The sequence below is a fragment of the Pantoea sp. sgz302252 genome (assembly GCF_042610525.1).
Lineage (GTDB): Bacteria > Pseudomonadota > Gammaproteobacteria > Enterobacterales > Enterobacteriaceae > Erwinia.
Genome location: NZ_JBHDVM010000001.1, coordinates 661,508 through 677,151, shown reverse-complemented (window position 1 = coordinate 677,151; position 15,644 = coordinate 661,508). Strand labels below are relative to the sequence as shown.

Here is a 15,644-nt window from a genome sequence, read left to right as displayed (position 1 = left end):
AGCAGTTTTTAGCGGCAGAGGCTGAGCGGATAAGCGGACCGTTTGGCGCATGGACGCGCCAACCGAGCCTACAGGGACCGTATTCACGGCGTGTCCGTGTTCCGATCTGCCTCTGCTGCTCTGCCACTAGTTTAAACGCGACCAGGGGTTTGCCATCAATCTAAAGCGGCAGCTAAAGCTGCCGCTACTTTTACAGAAACGGTTGGGAAGTTTGTACCGCCGTGGCATTTTTTAAGGTTTCCGCTGGCAGGTGATGATTAAAAAGCTCGGTGCTGAGATAGTTCGCGCCGCCGTCGGCTAAAAGCAGTACGATACGCGCGCCCTGGTTTTCCGGTCTTGCCGCCAGCTGCCGCGCGGCATAAAGCACGGCGCCAGATGAATCGCCCACCAGTACGCCTTCCGCTAAGGCAAATTCCCGCGCGGCCTGATAGGCCTGCCAGGTTTCCACGGCAATGACTTCATCGTAAACCTGATGATCCAGATTAGGCGGAATACGCTCCGGCGGCTGTTCGCTGAAGGCGTGGACGCCGGTAATCTCCAGCGGCTCAGGACGGCGATCGCTCGGCTGCGATCCCGCGCCTGGCTCAACTGCCACCACGCGGATTGCCGGATTTTGCTCTTTTAAATAGCGCCCGGTGCCGGAAAGCGTGCCGCCGGTGCCGACCGAAGCAACAAAAATATCCAGCCTACCATCGGTATCGCGCCAAATCTCTGGCCCGGTAGTGCGTTCGTGAATCTGCGGATTAGCTGGATTTTGCAGCTGCTGCAAAAAATGTACGTGCGGCTCTGCTTCCTTTACCTGCGCTACCAGCCAGCGCGTAGCGGCTACAAAATCACCATCGCTGGCTTCGTAATAGTCAGCGAAGCCGGGCACGGTGCTAAAAGGCACGACTTCCGCGCCATAGGCCTGGATGATTTTACTGCGCTCTACGCTGACAAAATCATTGATATAAACGCGAAAGCGATAGCCTTTAGCGGCGGCGAAAGCGGCTACGCCGATGCCGGTATTGCCGCTGGTAGTTTCGGCGATAATATCACCGGGTTTGATCAGCCCGTCGCGCTCCGCCTGCTCAATCATCGCCAGGGCGATACGATCTTTAACGCTGTGGTTAGGATTAAAAAGCTCCAGTTTGCCAATTAAATCCGCCTTGAGTCCTTTGCCGAAGCGCGCCAGGCGCAGTAACGGCGTACGGCCCGTTAGTTCGGTAATAGAGCCGTAAATAAATGCAGCCATAAGCACTACCTCAGGGAAAGCGCGGGCCGCAGCCCGCAGGATCGGAAAACTACCATTTCACGGCGTTGCGCTGCCAGGCGAGCGTGCGATCGCGTATCACAAACAACAGCGTAATCAGAGAGGAGAACAGCAACGCCATGACGATCAGCGCAGCGTACATATTGGCGTAGGCCGCCCAGCCTTGCGCCCACTGGAGGTACCAGCCAAGGCCCGATTTCACCCCCATCATTTCCGCCGCAACCAGCACCGAGAACGAGGCGCCAAGCCCCATAAATAAGCCAACGAACAGCTGCGGCAGTGAGGCAGGCACCGCCACGCGCAACACCAGAAACAGCGGTTTAGCGCCCAGCGTGCGCGCTACATCGTAGTAGCGGGTATCAACGCTGGAAACGCCGGACCAGGTCAGTACCGTCACCGGAAACCAGGTGGCCAGCGCAATCAGAAATATTGCGGCAGAAAAACTTGAGGGAAAGAAATACAGCGACAGCGGCAACAGCGCAGTCGAGGGAACCGGGCCAAGAAATCGCAGCACAGGATGCACCCAGTAGCCCAGACCACGCGACCAGCCTATTGCCACGCCCGTAACAAAGCCGGTTACGCTGCCGAATAAGAAACCAAACGCCAGCAGACGCAGCGAGTTCAGTACGCTGTCCAGCAGACGCGGCCAGTCGGTGGCGTAAGCTTCCACCAGCGCGCGCGGCGGCGCGAAGAAGGGCGCGGGCAGCAGCGCCAGCTTGGCAGTAACGTACTCCCAAATGCCAAGCAGCAGCGCCAGCGCAATCAGCCAGCGGCCGCTACGTTTTAACGGCTGCCACAGGCGTAATGCGGGCGAGGCGCTGGCTGCCAGCGTTAACAGGCTCAGCAACGCCGCCAGTCCGAAAAACAGCGCATGGGTTTGCCCGACGAAGCGCGGCGCAGCAAACCCTTGCGGTTTATCTGGTATCGCTATCATCAGCGCCACCAGGGCCCACCATAAAAGCGCGGCCATCCACAGCGCAGGCTCGATGCGACGCGGAGCGGCGCTACGCCGCAACGTCAGAATTTCACTGGTCATGCTCGTCACCTTTAGTTCCGTTAATTGCAGGCGGTTGCGCCCGTGCTCAGCACTATCGCAAAGCGTTTATATGCCGCCAAATAACAATTGCGCATGAGTTCATGCGCTATTTCTTTATGCGAATCGGACAAGTTTGTTGCCGTTATTCGTATATTTACGCTGGCTGGCGCGTGATATTTATAACTGAACAGTCAGCTTCGGAGATTAACAATGAATAATACCGCCATCGGCGTTGCTATTAATATTGAAAACGTCAGCCATCACTTTTCCCTGGAGGGCAGCGATCTGGCCGTACTGGAAAATATTCACTTGCAGGTCAAAGCGGGAGAGTTTGTCGCCTTGCTTGGTCCATCCGGCTGCGGGAAATCAACGCTGTTGCGCCTGCTGGCCGGGCTTGAGCAGCCCGCCAGCGGCTCGCTTACGGAAGAGGGCCAGACGATTACCTCACCGCATCCTTCACGCGTGGTGGTATTCCAGGATCCTACGCTCTATCCCTGGCGCACCGTATACGACAATGTTGGTCTGGGGCTGCAAATCAGCGGCGAAAATAAACAAACGGCATCAGCAAGCATTAACGCCATGCTGGAGCGCGTGGGCCTGAAAACTTTTGCTCGCGCCTGGCCGCACCAGCTCTCCGGCGGTATGGCACAGCGTGCAGCGCTGGCAAGAGCTTTGATCAATCATCCGCGCCTGCTGATCCTCGATGAGCCTTTGGGTAAGCTTGACTCGCTAACGCGTCTACGTATGCAGCAAGAGATCGTCGATCTTTGGCAGGAAAAAAATTTCACTACGCTTATGGTGACGCACGATGTAGAGGAAGCATTAATCATGGCGAACCGCGTAGTGATATTCAGTCCTCGTCCTGCCCGTATACTAGATATTATTGAAGTCAGCCAGGCTTATCCACGCCGCCGCGACGACCCGGAACTAATTGCGCTACGTAGCCAGGTACTGGCGCTATTAGGGACGGAAAGCGTTGCCGCCTGAAGACGACAGACACTAAAACAAGAGTACATGTACAGGTAACGACTTATCGTAACGCCTTGATTTTTATAAATTAAATATCTTTATTTTCTCTTTTTCCTGTGCCAGCATGGGTCTCTTTTCACTAACAGAGGCACAGGATGGCCCACTATGCAAAACAGTACGCCCACTCCGCACGATTCGGTTTTCAAAACGTTTCTGTGCGATGAGGTGCTCGCTCAGGAATTTCTGGCGCTGCACCTTCCCAAAGAACTGCAAAAAATTTGCGATCTCTCAACGCTAAGGCTCGAATCCGGCAGCTTTGTCGAAGACGACTTACGAACCTGCTATAGCGATGTGCTTTATTCACTTAAAACCACCAAAGGCGATGGCTACGCCTATATTTTGATCGAACATCAGAGTTCGCCGGACAAAATAATGCCTTTTCGGCTGCTACGTTACTCAGTTGCCGCGATGCAGCGGCATCTGGAGGCGGGTCATAAAACTTTGCCGCTGGTGATACCGATACTATTTTATCAAGGCAGCCGCTCGCCTTATCCCTACAGCATGAACTGGCTGGAGCTGTTCAGCGAGCCGGAACTGGCGAAAAAGCTTTACGGCGGCGATTTCCCGCTGGTGGATATTACCGTTATACCGGATGAGGAGATCCTGCAGCATGGCAGCGTAGCCCTGTTAACGCTGCTGCAAAAAAATATCCGTATCCGCAGCCTGTGCGACCTGTTCAACAATATTGTAAAGTTGATGCGGTCGGGCGATCTCAGCAGACAACAGCAGGCCGCGTTGATAAACTATATGATTCAGGCAGGGGACACGCCTGATATAGACGCGTTTCTTCAGAAACTGGCACAGGCGTTGCCGCAGCATAAGGATGAACTGATGACAATTGCAAAAAGACTTGAACAGATGGGTATGGCGCATGGATTGCAGCTTGGTATCCAACAAGGCATTGAAAAAGGCCTTAAGCAAGGTGTTGAAAAGGGACTTCAGCAAGGCATTGAAAAAGGACTTCAGCAAGGCATTGAAGAAGGGCGAACTCAGGGACGCCAGGATGGCGAGCATGAGGCCCGCCTGATAATTGCCCGCAATATGCTAAGCCGAGGCTTTGAGCATCAGGCCATTATGGAAATGACCGGGCTGTCGCCAGAAGAGCTTCAGCAAATCAAACATTGATCGCGCGTAAACACGATTAATTGCCGTCGGCAATCGCGGCGTTAACGATTGCCGACCAGCCTCAGACGGCAATAAACTCGCGATAGCCAGAAACAATCACGTAAACGGCGAAATAGCTAAAGATAACGGCAGAGGCCATATAAGAGTATCTTAGCAGGCGAGCGCCCAGCAGTTTGCCGCCGAAGCTGCCTACCAGGCATAAAACGCCGGTCCAGACCACGCCAGCCAGAAAGAACCCCGACAGAAACCAGCCGGAAGCCGCAGCGCTGTGTGCGCCCATTCGTGCAATTATTGCGCCGCCAACCGTAGCGAACCACAAAATAGCCGATGGGGATGACATAGCCAGCAGAATGCCGCGACCAAATTCTCTGGAAAGCGGGCGAGGTTGCTGCAACTCATCCGTGTGTAGTTCGCTATGACGGCGGAATGCCGCCAAGGTCATTTTCACCGCAAACCACAGCAGCATGGCACCGCCGCCGATCCATAGCACCCAGCGCACCGGAGCGAATTGCAGCAGGACTGTCATGCCTGCCAGCGCCAGCAGCGCATAGGCCAGATCGCCTACGCAGGTACCGATCCCCAGCCAGAAGCCGGAAAAATAGCCGCGCTGCATAGCCAGCGTCATCATGGCGATATTGGCGATGCCGATATCCAGGCAGAGAGAGAGGCTAAGAAAGAACCCGCTGGAAAATTGCAGCACAAAAGCGCTCCTTGTCGTTTAAAAATCGTCATTGCCGCAACCGGGCGGTATTTTTACATTTAATCAACAATAATAAAATTTTTAGTCAGGAGAAAGAGTTAATGGACAAATCGCTTATAACTCTAAACTGGCAGGCTCTTTAAGCGCACGTTCCAGAACAGAGAAAATGCGTTCGTCATTGCATTGCGATACGTTGAAACGCAAAAATGCTGAAGCAGTTCCTGATTCACTAAAAGCATTGCCTGGAGCGAGTACTATATTCTCTTTCAGGCAGGCGCGCGAAAGCGCGGCGGCATCAATACCCGTCGGCAACTGGCACCAAAGAAACATGCCGGCCTGCGGCTTGTGCCAGGGTAAAATATCGAGCGGGGCAAGCTTTTCCAGCGTGGCCTGCATCGCCACCGCCAGCCGTAGGCGCACAGATTCCATATGCCGCCGATAGCCGCTTCCGGTTAAAACGTTCAGCAACAGCATTGCAGCAAGCTGGCCGCCGCCAAAGCTGGTAGCGATTTTTAAATCAACCAGGCCATCTGTCCACTCACGTCGCGCGGCAATATAGCCACAACGTACAGATGCAGAAATAGTTTTAGAAAAACTGCCGATTTGAATCACATTACGCAGACCGTCATAAGCGGCAATTCTGGGAGCAGGGTTGGTTTCGAAATCGGCAAAAATATCATCTTCAATGATAACTAATTCGGCAGCTTCCGCGATTTTGAGCAGTTGATGCGTCATAAATGGCGTTAGGGAGACGCCCGTAGGATTATGTATACCGGAATTAGTGATATAAATTCGCGGCGAATAAGTCTGTATCAGCTGAGCGAAAGCCACTAAGTCAGGGCCATTTGGAGTATAAGGCACGCCGATAATCTTAACGGGGTGGGCGCGAAGCAGCGCATGGAAATTAAAATAACAAGGGTCGTCCACCAGCACGCAATCGCCTGGCTGCAGTAAAAAACGACAGAGTAAATCTATAGCCTGAGTTCCCGATTCTGTAAGCATGATTTGATCAGTGGCCGCAGAAACCCCTGTTTTCGCCAGTCTGCGCTGTAAGAATTGCCGCAAATCTTCATGTCCGTAAGGCGACGCATAATCGGTTAACAGTGAGCTTTCTGCGCGCGTCGCTTTGCGTAATGCTTTACGCACACCATCTTCATACATCCAGGAGGATGGCAACCAGCCGCATCCTGGTTTCAATAGCTGCGGATCCGCTGTCAGCGCCTGTCTTGATATCCATAAAGGATCGACTTCGCGTTCCTTAGCCGAAAAGTGTTGCGTGAGATCTAATGGCGCAACCGGCCCGCAAACGAAGAAACCTGCTCCAGGTCTGGCCACAATTAAATTATCAGCAGCCAGCCTTTCATAAGCTTCTACTACGGTAGATACGGATACATTACAAAGCCGTGCTTGCTGACGTACTGAAGGCAGCCGTGTACCAGGAAGATAAGTACGGGCGGCTATCTGGCTACGGACTTGAGCCATCACAAAGGCAGTACGTGTCTGGCTACTCGGCATAATCACCTCATAACTGTATTGTTTTTTTAATCAATACAGTTCCAAATAATTGTACTGGATTGTATCTGGCCTAACCTGGCCTGCCAATGATTTACTGTATGAAACCTAACCGGAGGCGTAATGAACAGTAAAACGAACGGCTGGCTAAGTGGTCTTACTGGCGTTGTAATCTTTGCCGGATCGCTACCGGCAACACGCCTGGCGATAGCGAACTTTTCGCCGTTATTTCTGACTTCGGCTCGCGCTACACTTGCAGCAGTTGCGGCACTTTTGTTGTTGGCGCTCTGGCAACCACAACGACCACGGCAGGCCGACCTGTTTTCACTGATAATGGTCGCTGCTGGCGTCGTTATCGGTTTTCCGTTACTCACGGCGCTTGCCCTACAAAAGATTTCCGCTGCCCATTCGCTCATGTACGTCGGACTACTGCCGCTCTGTACTGCCATTTTTGCCGTAATTCGCGGCGAGCGCAGGCCGCAACCTGCTTTTTGGCTGTTTTCACTTGCGGGCGGCATTATCGTCACCGGCTACGCGCTGGCTGCAAAGGAAAACCAGGCTGGGTGGCAAGATTTGCTAATGGTTGCAGCAGTCATACTGTGCGCGGCCGGTTATGCGGAAGGTGCCAGTCTGGCGCGCAGGTTAGGCGGATGGCAAACCATAGCCTGGTCGCTGTGCCTTTCATTGCCCGTCACGCTACCGACAGCCGTGCTAAGTAGGCCAACCTCTTTTAATTCAGTCAGTTTATTCGCGTGGGTTGGGTTAGGCTATGTCGCGCTGTTTAGCATGCTTATCGGATTTATATTTTGGTATAGAGGTTTAGCGAAAGGCGGAACAGCTGCGGTCGGGCAACTACAGCTTTTGCAACCTTTTATCGGTTTCGGTTTCGCTGCTCTGTTGTTAAATGAAAGCATTAGTGGGGCAATGGTCGTTTCAACTTTCGGCGCGTTGTGCTGCGTCGCAGGCGCGAAAAGGTTTGGCTGAAGCAGAGAGAAAACAGAATTAACCGGCAACGCGATGTTGCCGGTCGAAGTCATACCTTAAAACACTTCAAGCTTTTCCGGCCAGGCTACCACTGGCAGGGTATTCAACGTGGACGGCGCAAAGAGGGCGCCCTGGAAGTTGCAGACGCCGGCTGACTCCAGCCACATCCACTCTTCGGGTTTATTGACGCCTTCGGCAATCACGGCAATCTGCAGGGAAGAGCAGAATTTCAAAATTGCCTGCACAATGGCCTGTTTCGGGCCGCTTTTGTGGATATCGGCAATGATGTTGCCGTCGATTTTGATTTTGTCGGGCTGGAACTGCGTCAGCAGCACCAGTCCGGCGGAACCGGCGCCAAAGCCGTCAATAGCCAGGCTGATACCGGAAGCCTTGAGCTTTTTGATCGCCGCTTCAAATTCGTCAACGCGGGAAAGCGCGCCGTTTTCCGTTACCTCGACCACAATCTGTTCCGGCACCAGGCCGTTAGCCTCGATCGCCTGCAGCAGAAAATCGACCGCATCCGGCACTATCGCCAGTGACATCGGCAGCAGGTTGATTGACAGGGTCAGACCGTCAATGCCCAGCTGTTTCGCCATAGCGAAAACGTGCTGTTTGGATTTGAGATCGACTTCGTACATCTCATTGCGCGGCATCCCGGCGAAATAGTCGGAAACCGATGCGCCTGAGGTCGGACGCATTACCGCTTCCAGCGAAACGATTTGGCGAGAAAGCGGGTCGATGATCGGCTGGAAAGCGAAGCTGTATTCGTCCGTGGCGGGACGGATTGTCGGGCGCACGGGGGTTTCTTCGTTATCGACGATAAACTCCCAGGAGTCGCCCGGTGGGATTTCAAAGTAGTTTTCGCGCTCGGTGGCTTCGACAAATACGCGCAGAAACTGCAGGGCGCGATCGTCATAAGTCAGCTGATATTTTGAGGTGCCTTTGTCCAGCACAGCCTGCAGGACTATTTCCCGATCGTACTCGCGCAGATCGAACAGCTCCATGCCAACGTTACCGAAACGTCTGGCTGGCGCATAGTCACGCATTAGTTCCACCAGATTATGATGGCGCGGATCCCTGCAGATGCCTTCATAAATAGCGAGCACGGCCTCTTCCGGGCCTTCCAGCACCTGGAAAAAATGGGTGCCATTGAACAGCAGGATGCCCGTCACGCTGTGAGCTTCGTTGGTCTGATTGGCTTTTTCCGCCAGATTACCAAGCGTTTTGAAAGCCACGTCGTCAGAAATGTGGCTACGATAAATGATAGTTGACAGCATGGAGGATCCCAGATTTTTCGCTATGTTATGCATACCTTACCAGATGCCTTTGCGGTGTTGTCCAGCGCAATTTGAAATCAATAAGAAACTCAGTATATAACGCTGAGACAGGAGTCTACTCAATTTCGGTTGCATAGTCGTTAACCGGCGTTATTTTTTTAATCAGTTTGTTATTAAAAAGAAAGCTTTCATACTGGCTATAGCGCTGGCGATCCAGGTGGGCCGGGTCATAGGCGAACAGCGGCAGCGTTTTCATCCAGGCTTGCTGGTTAAGTTTGGTATTCAATTCCGGATGGGTTTTAACAAAGGCTTGCCAGCTCTCCTGCGGATGAGCCTGCAAATAATCCTCGCCCTGTTTTAACGCGGTCAGGAACTTTTTAATGGCTGGCTTGCCGATACTGGCGCGATTGGCCACGATAATCAGTTCGTCATAGGCCGGTACGCCATAGTCTTCGACGTTGAACACCACGGGATCTTTGCCCTGAAGACTGACTTCGAGCGCTTCGATATTGCGATAGCCGCCGATAACGGCATCCACTTTGCCGGTCAGCAGGGCGCTGGTAAGCTGAAAATTAACGTTGACCAGCTTCACCTTAGCCATCTGCTGGTGTTCATGCGCCAGCATGGTAGCCAGCGTAGCCTGCTCAATGCCGCTAACGGAATATCCCACCGATTTCCCTGCCAGATCCGCAGGCGTGTGGATATTTTTATCCAGCGTGATAATTGTATTAAGCGGCGAAGCGATCAAGGTAGCGACCCGCACCAGCGGCAAGCCCTGGTCGGCGAAAAAATGCAGCTGAGGCTGATAGGTTACGGCCAAATCGACCTGTTTTGCCGCGACCAGCCTTGGCGGCAACGCCGGATCGGAAGGCGGGATGATATCAACATCCAGGCCCTGAGCTTTAAAAGCGCCAATCTGCTGCGCCACCATAATCGGCGCGTGATCGGGGTTAACATACCAATCCAGCATCAGCGTCAGCTTTTCTTCCGCCTGAGCAGAAAAAGCGGCGGCAAGCATAGCGGCAAGCACTATTTTTTTCATTTTTCTCTCCAAAGTTAATTTTCCGGCGACCAGCGGATCAGGCGGCGCAGCAGCCAGTCCGTGCCCGACCAAAGCGCAACGGTCATTAACACCAGTACAAAAAGCGCCGCAAAGCAGAGATCGCTCTGCATCCGCGCGTTCGCGTTCAGCATCACAAAGCCCAGGCCTTCGGCGGAACCAACCCATTCACCGATAATTGCGCCAATAGGCGCCACGGCAGCGGCCATTCTTAACCCGGAGCCAAAAGCGGGCAGCGCGGCCATCAGCCGGACGTGTCGTAGCTGTGCGGCAGAGGTCGCGCCCATGGTCCGGGCCAGATCCAGATAGCCGTTATCGACCCGACGTAATCCATCAAAGAAGGCGGAGGTAACAGGGAAAAAGATCACCAGTACAGCCATAACCACTTTGGCGCTCATGCCGAAGCCGAACCACAGCACCAGCAGCGGCGCCAGCGCGAATACCGGTATTGCCTGGCTGGTCAGCACCAGCGGCATCAGCCAACGCTGGAGTCGGGGAGAAAAAATCATCAGCAGCGCCAGCGAAGCGCCAAGCAGCACGCCCGCGACAAGGCCGCAGCCGATTTCCGTAACGGTAATCATGGTGTGATAAGCGAGGTAGCTGAAGTTATCACGGATAGCCAGAGCCACGGCGGCAGGCGAGGGCAGCAGGAAAGCGGGAATAGTATTGGCTGCGGCCAGCAGCTGCCAGAAGAGAAACAATCCAGCAAAGACGATGGCGCCACGACGCAAAGCAGCAATAGTCATACCGTCACCTGCAGCCGTTGCATTAATTTTGCCTGAGTCAGCAGCAGCTCGGGATCGTCGGATGGACGCGGTAGCGGGCCACACGGCATCGGCAGATCGCTAAGGCCCGTAGCTGAAAGGATCAGCAGGTTATGGCTCAGACGGCAAGCCTCAGCGGGATCATGCGTCACCAGCAGTACGGTACGATCCGCCAGCAGTTCGGCAGCCAGCTCCTGGATCTGCGCGCGGGTAATGGCGTCCAGAGCGGAAAAAGGCTCATCCATCAGCACCACCGGACGGCGCTCGTAGAGCGTTCTGGCCAGCGCGGCACGCTGCCGCATCCCGCCGGAAAGCGTGGCAGGAAGCGCCTTCGCGTAGCCTTGCAGCCCAACTCGTTCAAGCAGCTGCTCCGCCCACAGCCGATCTTTTTGCTCGCCGCGCAATCGCGAGCCGAGCGCAATATTGTCGATAATATTGAGCCACGGATAGAGCAAATCGGTCTGGCCCATCCAGGTAATACGATCCGCCAGCGGCAGACTATCGCTGGCGGTAACGGTGCCGGAAGCTGGCGGCAGCAGACCGGCAATGACTTTCAGCAGGCTGCTTTTTCCGACGCCGCTGGGGCCGAGCAAGGACACGAAGCGGCCAGCAGTCAGGGTAAAGCTCAGCGGCGCAAAGAGTTCGCGCCCGTCAAAGCGCAGGCTGAGGTTATTAATTTCGATATCAGGGATCATGATGGCGTTGCCGCAGCGTTCAGCCCCATCTGCCAGAACGCCGCCTCCAGCCTTGTCGCGGTAGTAAAAATTTCGGCCAGTTCCGCAAAGCGGCTTTCGCCACCGCGCGTTAGCGCCAGTTTTTCAAATAGCGTCAGCGAGGCCTCAACGCCGCTGAGATAAACCGGATCGCCATAATTTTCAATCCACGGCGCATAAGGGTTGCCGCTCAGTCGTGTATGAGGATCTTTTAACAGGCCGATACCGATTTCAGCATAGCCTGCCACGCAAGGCATCAGCGCGGTCAACAGATCAAGCGTGTCGCCTGAATGACCAATATCCAACACGTAGCGAGTGTAGTTCAGCGTTTCCGGCGCTTCGGCTTCATCCGCTAGCTGCCTTTCCGTCAATCCCCATTCAGCGCAATAGCGAATATGCAGCGGCAGTTCGTTGACGATAGCGTTAAGTGAAGAGGTGGCCGCACGCATTTCCGGCAGCGTCTGGAATTTACTGACCAGCAGCGCATAGGCGCGGGCAAAGTGGATCAGGAAAAGGTAATCCTGGATAAGGTAGCGGCGGAAAGCCGGAGCGGGCAAGGTGCCGCTGGCCAGCTGGCGAACAAAAGCATGGTTAACATAATGCTGCCAGTCGTCGCCAGCCTGCTGGCGTAGCCGCGCGTAAAAACCGTTAAACACAGAACCTCCTGGTAACAATGGAGATCCGGTCAGGCGGGGAACAGGTATTGTCGGGTCGCGTCGCGGGCGGCCCGTCCGTCCCTTCGCTGGCATGACCCAGATCAGGTTCAAAGGGTTCGGCTTGCGCCATCTCAGCCCGTAACAGGACACCCCTCGGTGCGGATCCTTATACGGCATTTACTTTTGATTTACAACGAAGCGCTAAAGTCGGGCCGCTTGTTAACATTCTGTAAGCAAAAAAAAGCACGGACAAAAAGCGCTGTTCTAAGCTAAAAGCTGGTTTGCAATGTGATGTGGAGTCGTATGAAACAAAAAAATAAAACGATCGGCATAGCGCCTTACGGCGGTTCAGCGGGCGGCTGGGGCGCATTAAAAGCGGTTGCCGACGCGCTGCGCGGCCAGATGTCAGTGAAGCAGGATGTGATTGCGCTGTTTAAGGTTAACCAGCCGCAGGGCTTTGACTGCCCTGGCTGCGCCTGGCCCGATCCCCAGCATGGCTCTTCCTTTGAGTTTTGCGAAAACGGCGCGAAAGCCGTCTCGTGGGAAGCAACCAGCAAGCGCACCACGCCAGAGTTTTTCTCTGCCCACACCGTCAGCGAACTGTGGCAGCGCAATGCTTTTGAGCTGGAAGGCGAAGGGCGGCTGACTCACCCGATGAAATATGATGCGGCTACCGATACCTATCAGCCCATCGAATGGGAAACTGCCTTCCGTGAAATTGGTGAAAAGCTGCAAAGCTATGAAGATCCGGATAGCGTAGAGTTTTACACTTCGGGCCGCGCTTCTAACGAAGCAGCTTTTCTCTGGCAGTTGTTTGCACGCGAATACGGCACCAATAATTTTCCTGATTGTTCCAATATGTGTCATGAACCAACCAGCGTCGGTTTGCCCCAGTCTATCGGCATTGGCAAAGGCACCGTCGAGCTGGAAGACTTCGATCACTGCGACCTGGTGCTTTGCATTGGTCACAATCCCGGCACCAATCATCCACGTATGTTAGGCACGCTGCGCGAAGTTTCGAAGCGTGGTGCGACCATAGTTGCTATTAACCCGCTGCGGGAAAGAGGGCTGGAACGTTTTACCTCGCCGCAAAGCCCTGTGGAAATGCTGTCGCTTAGCTCTACCACGCTGGCTTCCACCTACTATAAAGTGCGCGTGGGCGGCGATGCCGCAATGCTGAAAGGCGTGATGAAATGTTTGCTCGCCATGCACGATCGCGCGCTGGAAGCCGGTAAAGCTGGCGTGCTGGATGAAAGCTTTATTAACGAGCATACCGAAGGCTATGCAGCGCTGAAGGCCGATCTGGACGCCACCGAATGGCCGCATATTCTGAAAGTCTCCGGCATGACGTTTGAAGAGATCCAGAATATCGCGCATCTCTATGCCGCCGCTGAAAAAACGATTATCTGTTATGGCATGGGCATTACCCAGCACCAGTACGGCACGCAGAATGTCCAGCAGATTGCCAATCTGCTGCTGATGCGCGGCAATATCGGTAAAAAGGGCGCCGGGATTTGCCCGCTGCGCGGCCATTCCAACGTGCAGGGCGATCGCACCGTCGGCATCACTGAAATCCCGCCGCAGTCGCTGCTCGATAACCTGGAAAAAGTGTTTGGCTTTAAGCCGCCGCAGAAGCACGGTCACGGCGCGGTGCAGGCTATTCAGGCCATCCGTGATGGGCAGTCTAAAGCTTTGCTCTGCCTGGGCGGCAACCTTGCAGAGGCGATCTCCGATCCGCAGCAGACCTTTGAAGCGATGCGCAAGCTGGATCTGGTGGTGCATATGGCGACCAAACTCAACCGTTCGCATCTGCTGTTAGGTAAACACAACTATCTGCTGCCGGTATTGGGCCGTACTGAAATCGATAAGCAGGCTTCGGGCGAGCAAAGCGTCACCGTAGAGGATTCAATGTCGATGGTGCATGCCTCGCGCGGGACGCTGAAACCCGCTTCGCCCTGGCTGAAATCGGAACCGGCAATCGTGGCCGGGCTGGCTAAGGCAACGCTACCCGCCACTAAAGTTAACTGGGACAGAATGATCGGCGACTATAGCTTTATTCGCCAGGCTATCGAAGGCGTTTTCCCGGCGTTTCAGGATTTTAACCGCAAAATCCTCCAGCCCGGCGGCTTCCGGCTTTACAACGCCGCCTCAGAGCGCAAGTGGCTGACGCCTTCCGGTAAGGCGCAATTCAAAGTGATGCAGGGCATTAATGAGGATCCGCGATCGCTGAAATGTCACGATCTGGTGCTGACTACGCTGCGCAGCCACGATCAGTACAACACCACGCTGTACGGCTTAAACGACCGCTATCGCGGCGTAACCGGCAGACGAGACGTGCTGTTTATTTCGGCGGATGAAGCGGAGAAGCGCAAAGTGCGCGTGGGCGATAAGGTAAATATGGTGGCGCTGGATCCTGAGGGCAATCGGACTTCGCGGCGGTTAGATAACCTCACCGTAGTGGTTTACGATATGGCGCCAGGCTCGGTCGCTGCCTATTATCCGGAAGCTAACGTGCTGGTGCCGCTGGACAGTTTCGATACCGAAAGCGGCATTCCGGCCTATAAAAGCATTCCTGTAGAGCTGGAGCATGCCGAAGCCTTAGAAACTTCCGGCACGCTGCGCTAAGGGTCAGGAGAGGCTTCGGCCTCTCCTGTTGCATCATTGTCATTAGTCTTTAGCAGTCTGCGACAGCGCTGCTCTTCTGTGCAGATGACTGTTCCGGCCAATATAAGGTGCAAAGCTGATATTAACCCGAAATTGCCCGCTCGGCGCAAGAGCAATAATATTATACATCCAGTCTTCATAGATGGTGCCGTCAGCAAATTTAATGATTATATGATAGTTTATTGGGTTGGGTGAGCTACGTGGGTGATTGAATATCCATTGCACATCCACAACCTCTTTATTTTCATATAATATCTCATTAAATATATACTCCATATGGGAACGATCCACATAATCCCATCGCATTGGCTGGCCGCTATCTCGCGGATATTCAAAATAAAAATCTGCAAGGTCAATATCATAAATACTGTAGGTGCGGCAGGTAGACAAGAAAAAATTAAAAAAGTCGGTCAGGGGTTGCCGCATTCCTGACTGTACCACGCCATTTTTATCATCTATATAACCATAGCCTGAAGTGAGTTTAATGTCGGACATATTTGCTCCTGAGGGTTAGCCAGCCAGAATGGCCGATATCGTCTGGAATAATAGAGTCTGGTATAGATATTAAAAAATAGCGAAGTTCCTGCAGAGAAAAAACCAACCGGCATAAAAATCAGCATTCCTTTATTAAATCCTATGCAACAAAACAGCATGCACACTAAAGATAAAACCATCAAATCTCCGATAACACGCAGGCCAAAATTAATTAAATTGAGTATAAAAACCAGAATAGCCCCGAGAAAAAACATAATCACCGCTAACATTTTTAAGACGGAATTATTATTTCACCTGATGGATAAAAACTGAGGTTCACACCCCAGCATGGCCGGCACTCAGGCAACAAGGCCAGGTTCGCAGACGCTTTCGCCGCT

The 15,644-nt window shown here is 53.7% G+C and carries 14 protein-coding genes and 1 riboswitch; of the genes, 4 read left to right on the top strand and 10 right to left on the bottom strand.

All coding sequences use genetic code 11. The features are described from left to right. Positions 1 to 190: 190 nt before the first annotated feature. Complete coding sequence (locus tag ACETPC_RS03025) at positions 191 to 1,234, bottom strand: PLP-dependent cysteine synthase family protein (protein WP_380178448.1); 1,044 nt, start codon at positions 1,232 to 1,234, stop codon at positions 191 to 193. 49 nt (positions 1,235 to 1,283) lie between these two features. Then, positions 1,284 to 2,222: an ABC transporter permease gene (locus tag ACETPC_RS03020; RefSeq protein WP_380178851.1), complete on the bottom strand. Its 939-nt coding sequence runs from the start codon at positions 2,220 to 2,222 to the stop codon at positions 1,284 to 1,286. Positions 2,223 to 2,498: 276 nt separating this feature from the next. On the opposite strand from ACETPC_RS03020, the gene ACETPC_RS03015 reads away from it, so the two are divergent. Then, the gene (locus ACETPC_RS03015) at positions 2,499 to 3,275 is read left to right on the top strand and encodes an ABC transporter ATP-binding protein (protein WP_380178446.1); all 777 of its coding nucleotides are present in this window, start codon (positions 2,499 to 2,501) and stop codon (positions 3,273 to 3,275) included. A 147-nt stretch (positions 3,276 to 3,422) separates the two neighbouring features. After that, positions 3,423 to 4,442: an Rpn family recombination-promoting nuclease/putative transposase gene (locus ACETPC_RS03010; RefSeq protein ID WP_380178444.1), complete on the top strand. Its 1,020-nt coding sequence runs from the start codon at positions 3,423 to 3,425 to the stop codon at positions 4,440 to 4,442. A gap of 61 nt (positions 4,443 to 4,503) precedes the next feature. On the opposite strand, the gene ACETPC_RS03005 is transcribed toward ACETPC_RS03010, so the two are convergent. Beyond that, positions 4,504 to 5,142, bottom strand: a complete 639-nt coding sequence (locus ACETPC_RS03005) for a LysE family translocator (RefSeq protein WP_380178442.1) — start codon at positions 5,140 to 5,142, stop codon at positions 4,504 to 4,506. Positions 5,143 to 5,256: 114 nt separating this feature from the next. Continuing rightward, positions 5,257 to 6,657: a PLP-dependent aminotransferase family protein gene (locus ACETPC_RS03000; protein ID WP_380178440.1), complete on the bottom strand. Its 1,401-nt coding sequence runs from the start codon at positions 6,655 to 6,657 to the stop codon at positions 5,257 to 5,259. A gap of 120 nt (positions 6,658 to 6,777) precedes the next feature. On the opposite strand from ACETPC_RS03000, the gene ACETPC_RS02995 reads away from it, so the two are divergent. Continuing rightward, the gene (locus ACETPC_RS02995) at positions 6,778 to 7,638 is read left to right on the top strand and encodes a DMT family transporter (RefSeq protein ID WP_380178438.1); all 861 of its coding nucleotides are present in this window, start codon (positions 6,778 to 6,780) and stop codon (positions 7,636 to 7,638) included. Positions 7,639 to 7,694: 56 nt separating this feature from the next. On the opposite strand, the gene ACETPC_RS02990 is transcribed toward ACETPC_RS02995, so the two are convergent. The 5 genes from ACETPC_RS02990 to tenA form a co-directional block, all read right to left on the bottom strand. Continuing rightward, on the bottom strand, positions 7,695 to 8,915 hold the full coding sequence (locus tag ACETPC_RS02990) for a diguanylate phosphodiesterase (RefSeq protein WP_380178436.1): 1,221 nt from the start codon (positions 8,913 to 8,915) through the stop codon (positions 7,695 to 7,697). 115 nt (positions 8,916 to 9,030) lie between these two features. Next, a complete protein-coding gene (locus ACETPC_RS02985) occupies positions 9,031 to 9,957 on the bottom strand; it encodes an ABC transporter substrate-binding protein (RefSeq protein WP_380178434.1) in 927 nt (308 codons plus the stop codon). A 14-nt stretch (positions 9,958 to 9,971) separates the two neighbouring features. Next, a complete protein-coding gene (locus tag ACETPC_RS02980; protein ID WP_380178432.1) occupies positions 9,972 to 10,721 on the bottom strand; it encodes an ABC transporter permease in 750 nt (249 codons plus the stop codon). After that, positions 10,718 to 11,434, bottom strand: a complete 717-nt coding sequence (locus ACETPC_RS02975) for an ABC transporter ATP-binding protein (RefSeq protein WP_380178430.1) — start codon at positions 11,432 to 11,434, stop codon at positions 10,718 to 10,720. The genes ACETPC_RS02980 and ACETPC_RS02975 overlap by 4 nt, the downstream gene beginning before the upstream one ends. Beyond that, complete coding sequence (tenA, locus tag ACETPC_RS02970) at positions 11,431 to 12,108, bottom strand: thiaminase II (RefSeq protein WP_380178428.1); 678 nt, start codon at positions 12,106 to 12,108, stop codon at positions 11,431 to 11,433. Before tenA ends, ACETPC_RS02975 begins: the two co-directional genes overlap by 4 nt. A gap of 61 nt (positions 12,109 to 12,169) precedes the next feature. Next, positions 12,170 to 12,272: riboswitch (TPP riboswitch) on the bottom strand. A gap of 139 nt (positions 12,273 to 12,411) precedes the next feature. Here tenA and ACETPC_RS02965 point away from each other — a divergent pair. Continuing rightward, a complete protein-coding gene (locus ACETPC_RS02965) occupies positions 12,412 to 14,733 on the top strand; it encodes an FdhF/YdeP family oxidoreductase (RefSeq protein ID WP_380178426.1) in 2,322 nt (773 codons plus the stop codon). Between the two features lie 42 nt (positions 14,734 to 14,775). Here ACETPC_RS02965 and ACETPC_RS02960 read toward each other — a convergent pair whose 3' ends face one another. Beyond that, entirely contained in the window at positions 14,776 to 15,267 is a 492-nt protein-coding gene (locus tag ACETPC_RS02960; RefSeq protein ID WP_380178424.1) for a hypothetical protein, read from the bottom strand. Positions 15,268 to 15,644 lie beyond the last annotated feature (377 nt).

What these genes read in the sequence shown, in the direction of transcription:
- ACETPC_RS03025 (WP_380178448.1), bottom strand. Translation starts at nt 1,234, where the DNA reads ATGGCTGCATTTATTTACGGCTCTATTACCGAACTAACGGGCCGTACG.
- ACETPC_RS03020 (WP_380178851.1), bottom strand. Translation starts at nt 2,222, where the DNA reads ATGGCCGCGCTTTTATGGTGGGCCCTGGTGGCGCTGATGATAGCGATA.
- ACETPC_RS03015 (WP_380178446.1), top strand. Translation starts at nt 2,499, where the DNA reads ATGAATAATACCGCCATCGGCGTTGCTATTAATATTGAAAACGTCAGC.
- ACETPC_RS03010 (WP_380178444.1), top strand. Translation starts at nt 3,423, where the DNA reads ATGCAAAACAGTACGCCCACTCCGCACGATTCGGTTTTCAAAACGTTT.
- ACETPC_RS03000 (WP_380178440.1), bottom strand. Translation starts at nt 6,657, where the DNA reads ATGCCGAGTAGCCAGACACGTACTGCCTTTGTGATGGCTCAAGTCCGT.
- ACETPC_RS02995 (WP_380178438.1), top strand. Translation starts at nt 6,778, where the DNA reads ATGAACAGTAAAACGAACGGCTGGCTAAGTGGTCTTACTGGCGTTGTA.
- ACETPC_RS02990 (WP_380178436.1), bottom strand. Translation starts at nt 8,915, where the DNA reads ATGCTGTCAACTATCATTTATCGTAGCCACATTTCTGACGACGTGGCT.
- ACETPC_RS02985 (WP_380178434.1), bottom strand. Translation starts at nt 9,957, where the DNA reads ATGAAAAAAATAGTGCTTGCCGCTATGCTTGCCGCCGCTTTTTCTGCT.
- ACETPC_RS02980 (WP_380178432.1), bottom strand. Translation starts at nt 10,721, where the DNA reads ATGACTATTGCTGCTTTGCGTCGTGGCGCCATCGTCTTTGCTGGATTG.
- ACETPC_RS02975 (WP_380178430.1), bottom strand. Translation starts at nt 11,434, where the DNA reads ATGATCCCTGATATCGAAATTAATAACCTCAGCCTGCGCTTTGACGGG.
- ACETPC_RS02965 (WP_380178426.1), top strand. Translation starts at nt 12,412, where the DNA reads ATGAAACAAAAAAATAAAACGATCGGCATAGCGCCTTACGGCGGTTCA.
- ACETPC_RS02960 (WP_380178424.1), bottom strand. Translation starts at nt 15,267, where the DNA reads ATGTCCGACATTAAACTCACTTCAGGCTATGGTTATATAGATGATAAA.